The 234-nt window shown below is 34.2% G+C and carries 1 protein-coding gene; it reads right to left on the bottom strand.

What is annotated here, in order from left to right; translation table 11 throughout:
• Positions 1–234: Hsp33 family molecular chaperone HslO (locus ACX6CF_RS26615; RefSeq protein ID WP_458788400.1), on the bottom strand; the 234-nt coding region annotated here is incomplete at both ends.

The following is a 234-nucleotide window of genomic DNA, read 5'->3' as shown; positions in this document are numbered from 1 at the left end:
CAATTCAACTCTATAGTTTCACCCTCATCTATCATTTCCTTAATATCTTTCTTTCCAATACTAATAAGCGCTTTCTCAACTCTTTCCTTTGTACAGTTACACTGGAACTTAGTTGGTATTTTCTCAAGAATCTGAGGTTCCATACCTTCTAATAACATATCAAGTACTTCTTCAGGAGTTTTTCCTTTACTCATAAGATTCGTAATAGATGGCAATACCTTCAATCTCTCTTCC

This window comes from Vallitalea sediminicola, from assembly GCF_054408565.1.
Note: the sequence above shows the minus strand (reverse complement) of the source record. Positions and strands in the feature narration are given on the sequence as shown.